Here is a 4,725-nt window from a genome sequence, read left to right as displayed (position 1 = left end):
GGATCATGCAGTTGCCCGCGACTTCGCGAGCCATCAACGGTCGCGAATGCACTGACGGTTTTGAACTGGCCTTTGATGACGCGTGCGGCGACTGGCTCGACGCGCAGCCGGATCTGCCGGTGATCGCCTGCGGCATGGTCGGCAGCGCCCAAGGCTGGCGCGAAGCGGCCTACTGCGAAACACCGGCGAACGTCGCCCATCTCGGAAATTCCCTACAAACACTGGTCAGTCTTCGCGGCACGCGGGTGCACATCGTGCCGGGCGTGATTCAGCGTTCACACCTGCCCAACGTGATGCGCGGCGAAGAAACCCAGGTCCTCGGCGTGCTGCAGAATCTGCCGGCCGAGGCGAGCGGCGATCTGTTGATCGGTCTGCCGGGCAGCCATTCCAAATGGGTGGAGGTGGTCGATGGCTGCATCACTCATTTCGATACCTTCATGACCGGCGAAGTGTTCGCCGTGCTCAGCGAACACAGCATCCTTGGCCGTACCCAACAGCACGGCGCGGCTTTCGATGGCCCGGCGTTCGACCGTGGCGTGCAGGTGGCGCTGTCGGTGGACGGCGAGCTGGGCGTTCTATCGACGCTGTTCAGTGCCCGCACCCTGGGCCTGACCGGCGAACTCGGCGCCAGTGCGCAACCTGATTATTTGTCCGGCCTGTTGATCGGTCATGAACTGGCGGCACTCGCCACGGTTCAGCGCCGCAACAGCGCGCAGCTTCCTTCGATCATCCTCATCGGCAATGCGCAACTCTGCGCGCGTTACAGCCGTGCCCTTGACGCCTGCGGTTTCGCCGCGGTGACGCTGGCCGAGCAGGCCACCGAGCGTGGTTTGTGGCAACTGGCGCTGGCCGCCGGACTGCTCGATTCCTCATCCCGTTAACCCTGACTGGAGGCCTGACATGCTCAAGCAAGCATTGGCGCAAAACGGTCTGATCGCGATCCTGCGTGGCCTGCATCCGCAGGAAGCCGCTGCGGTCGGAGAAGTCCTGTATGCAGCTGGATTTCGCGTCATCGAAGTACCGCTCAATTCCCCTTCGCCGTACGAAAGTATCCGCATCCTGCGCAAGACCTTGCCCGCCGATTGCCTGATCGGTGCCGGCACGGTGTTGACCCCGGAACAGGTCGAGTTGGTGAAAGAAGCCGGCGGGCAAGTGATCGTCATGCCGCACAGCGACGCCAAGGTCTTGCGCGCGGCGAAAGCGGCGGGGCTGTTTCTGTCGCCAGGTGTGGCCACACCAACCGAAGCATTCGCGGCGCTGGCGGAGGGCGCAGACATTCTCAAGCTGTTCCCCGCCGAGCAGATGGGCCCGGCGGTCGTCAAAGCCTGGCTCGCGGTGTTGCCATCCGGGACGGTTCTGGCGCCGGTTGGCGGTATCACGCCGGACAACATGCAGGCGTTCATCGACGCCGGCGTGAAAGGTTTCGGCCTCGGTTCCGGGCTGTTCAAACCGGGCATGACGCCGCAGCAAGTGGCGGTGAACGCCGCGGCCTACGTGGGCGCGTGGGAGGCGCTTGGGTAAGACTTTTTTGCGCTGCGTGGGCTGCATCTAACAAGAGAGACAAACAGATGAAAATCACCAAACTCACCACCTTCATCGTCCCGCCGCGCTGGTGCTTCCTCAAGGTCGAAACCGATGAAGGCGTGACCGGTTGGGGTGAACCCGTGGTTGAAGGTCGGGCGCACACCGTGGCCGCTGCCGTCGAAGAATTGTCCGACTACCTGATCGGCAAAGACCCACGCAATATCGAGGACATCTGGACGGTGCTGTATCGCGGCGGCTTCTACCGTGGCGGCGCGATTCACATGAGTGCGCTGGCTGGTATCGATCAGGCGCTGTGGGACATCAAGGGCAAGGCCCTCGGCGTATCGGTCAGTGACCTGCTCGGTGGGCAGGTGCGCGACAAAATTCGCGTGTACTCGTGGATCGGTGGCGACCGTCCGGCCGACACCGCGCGCGCGGCGAAAGAGGCGGTGAGCCGTGGTTTCACCGCGGTGAAAATGAACGGCACCGAAGAACTGCAATTCCTCGATACCTTCGAAAAAGTCGATCTGGCGCTGGCCAACGTCGCTGCCGTACGTGATGCGGTCGGGCCGAACGTTGGCATCGGCGTCGACTTCCATGGCCGCGTGCACAAACCGATGGCCAAGGTGCTGATGAAGGAACTCGATCCGTACAAGCTGATGTTCATCGAAGAGCCGGTGCTCAGCGAAAACTACGAAGCATTGAAGGAGCTGGCGCCATTGACCAGCACGCCGATCGCTCTCGGCGAGCGGCTGTTCTCGCGCTGGGACTTTAAACGGGTGTTGAGTGAAGGCTACGTCGACATCATCCAGCCGGATGCCTCCCACGCGGGCGGCATCACCGAGACCCGCAAGATCGCCAACATGGCCGAAGCCTACGACGTGGCGTTGGCGCTGCATTGCCCGTTGGGACCGATTGCGCTGGCCGCGTGTTTGCAATTGGACGCGGCTTGTTACAACGCGTTTATCCAGGAGCAGAGCCTGGGCATCCATTACAACGAGAGCAACGATTTGCTCGACTACGTGAAAGACCCACGGGTGTTCGACTACGACCAGGGTTTCGTGAAGATTCCGAACGGGCCGGGACTGGGTATCGAGATCAACGAGGAATACGTGATCGAACGCGCCGCCGTCGGCCACCGCTGGCGTAACCCGATCTGGCGCCATGCCGATGGCAGTTTTGCCGAGTGGTGATTTGTCTCTGACACACCACCCCCCTGTGGGAGCGAGCTTGCTCGCGAATGCGGCAGGTCAGTCAGATTGATGCAGGATGTGCCGCCGTCTTCGCGAGCAAGCTCGCTCCCACAGGGTGCAGTACAGGCCATAGGCCGACCTCAAATAATCATAAGAAGAGGCACCCCCCATGCCACCGCAAACCCTCACCGGGCAGGCGTCTTTAGTCACGCCCAGCCGCAAGCGGTTTTTCATCATGGTGCTGCTGTTCATCACCGTGGTCATCAACTACCTCGATCGCAGCAATCTGTCGATTGCCGCGCCCGCGCTGACCAGCGAACTGGGCATTGATCCGGTTCACGTCGGGCTGATTTTCTCGGCGTTCGGCTGGACCTACGCCGCGATGCAAATCCCCGGCGGCTGGCTGGTCGATCGCGTGCCGCCGCGCATTCTTTATAGCGTCGCGTTGCTGCTGTGGTCGCTGGCCACGGTGATGCTCGGCTTTGCAGCCAGCTTCATTGCGCTGTTTGTGCTGCGCATGGCGGTCGGCGCGCTGGAAGCGCCGGCTTATCCGATCAATAGCCGTGTGGTGACGACCTGGTTTCCTGAGCGCGAGCGGGCCACGGCGATTGGTTTTTACACGTCGGGGCAGTTTGTCGGGCTGGCGTTTCTGACCCCGGTACTGGCCTGGCTGCAACATGAGTTCGGCTGGCACATGGTGTTCGTCGCCACCGGTGCGGCGGGGATTGTCTGGGCGGCGATCTGGTACGCGGTGTATCGCGAGCCACGAGAGTTCAAAGGCGTCAACCAAGGCGAAATCGACCTGATTCGTGAGGGCGGAGGGCTGGTCGATATTCAGCAGGAGACGGCCAAGGTCAAAGCCAGGTTCAGCTGGACCGATCTGGGTATCGTCCTGACCAAGCGCAAGTTGTGGGGCATCTACCTCGGCCAGTTCTGCCTGAACTCGACGCTGTGGTTCTTCCTCACGTGGTTCCCGACCTATCTGGTGAAATATCGCGGCATGGACTTCATCAAGTCCGGCCTGCTGGCGTCGCTGCCATTTCTGGCTGCTTTCGTCGGTGTGCTGTGCTCGGGGTTCTTTTCCGACTTGTTGATTCGGCGTGGCTGCAGCGTCGGGTTTGCGCGCAAGTTGCCGATCATTGGCGGGCTGCTGATTTCTACCTCGATCATCGGCGCCAATTTCGTTGAATCGACACCGCTGGTGATTGCCTTCCTGGCGCTGGCGTTTTTCGGCAACGGGCTGGCGTCGATCACCTGGTCGCTGGTTTCGACCCTCGCTCCGGCACGTTTGCTCGGTTTGACCGGCGGGGTGTTCAACTTCATCGGCAACCTGTCGGCAATTGCCACGCCGATTGTCATCGGTTTCCTCGCCAGCGGTGATTCGTTCGCCCCGGCAATCACCTACATCGCGGTTCTGGCGCTGATCGGCGCGTTGTCCTATGTGCTGCTGGTGGGCAAGGTCGAACGTATCGAGTTGTAGTGCTCCGCCTCGGGCGACCATAATGCCGCCCGTTCCCTCGCTCAACGGTAAAGGCTGGATATGCAGGAAGACGCCCCGGAAAAAACCAAGGACGCCGCACCCACCGGCACTCAGACACTGCTTCGCGGCCTGGGCGTGGTGCAGGCGGTGGCCAGTGGCGCCCGCGATCTGAAAGAGATTGCCCGGCTGATCGGCACCACGCGCAGCACCACCCATCGCTTGGCCAGTTGTCTGGTGGATGAGCGCTACCTGCGCGTGGTCCCGCAAATGGGTTATCTGCTGGGGCCGAAGCTGATCGAGCTGGGGTTTCAGGCACGCGAAGAGTTGCCGCTGGTGAGTCTGGCCGGGCCGTATCTGGACGAGTTGTCGGCGCTGACCGGGGACACCGTGCATCTGGGTATTCGTGAAGGTGACGAGGTGCTGTATCTGCTGAAGAATCCGGGGCGCAATGGCCCGGAAATGCGTTCGCGGGTCGGCCATCGCATGCCGCTGGCGCGAACCGGGATCGGCAAGGCGTTGATGCTCGAT

5 protein-coding genes are annotated in these 4,725 nt (G+C 61.9%); all 5 read left to right on the top strand.

Going from position 1 to position 4,725, the window contains the following annotated elements:
- Positions 1–881, top strand: an 881-nt coding sequence (locus tag DBR24_RS13945; RefSeq protein WP_146189042.1) for a 2-dehydro-3-deoxygalactonokinase, incomplete at its 5' end; no start/stop codon positions are given.
- 19 nt (positions 882–900) lie between these two features.
- Positions 901–1,521 carry a 2-dehydro-3-deoxy-6-phosphogalactonate aldolase gene (locus DBR24_RS13940; RefSeq protein WP_128615054.1) on the top strand — a complete coding sequence of 207 codons (621 nt, stop codon included), beginning with the start codon at positions 901–903 and terminating at the stop codon, positions 1,519–1,521.
- A gap of 47 nt (positions 1,522–1,568) precedes the next feature.
- Entirely contained in the window at positions 1,569–2,717 is a 1,149-nt protein-coding gene (gene dgoD, locus DBR24_RS13935) for a galactonate dehydratase (RefSeq protein ID WP_016770960.1), read from the top strand.
- A 169-nt stretch (positions 2,718–2,886) separates the two neighbouring features.
- Complete coding sequence (locus tag DBR24_RS13930; RefSeq protein WP_128615053.1) at positions 2,887–4,197, top strand: MFS transporter; 1,311 nt, start codon at positions 2,887–2,889, stop codon at positions 4,195–4,197.
- A 60-nt stretch (positions 4,198–4,257) separates the two neighbouring features.
- A partial coding sequence (locus DBR24_RS13925) for an IclR family transcriptional regulator (protein WP_256591466.1) occupies positions 4,258–4,725 on the top strand: 468 nt, incomplete at its 3' end.

Source organism: Pseudomonas sp. HMWF006, from assembly GCF_003061205.1.
Taxonomy (GTDB): domain Bacteria; phylum Pseudomonadota; class Gammaproteobacteria; order Pseudomonadales; family Pseudomonadaceae; genus Aquipseudomonas; species Aquipseudomonas monsensis.
The sequence above is the reverse complement of the archived record's forward strand: the minus strand, read 5'-3'. Positions and strand labels throughout refer to the sequence as shown.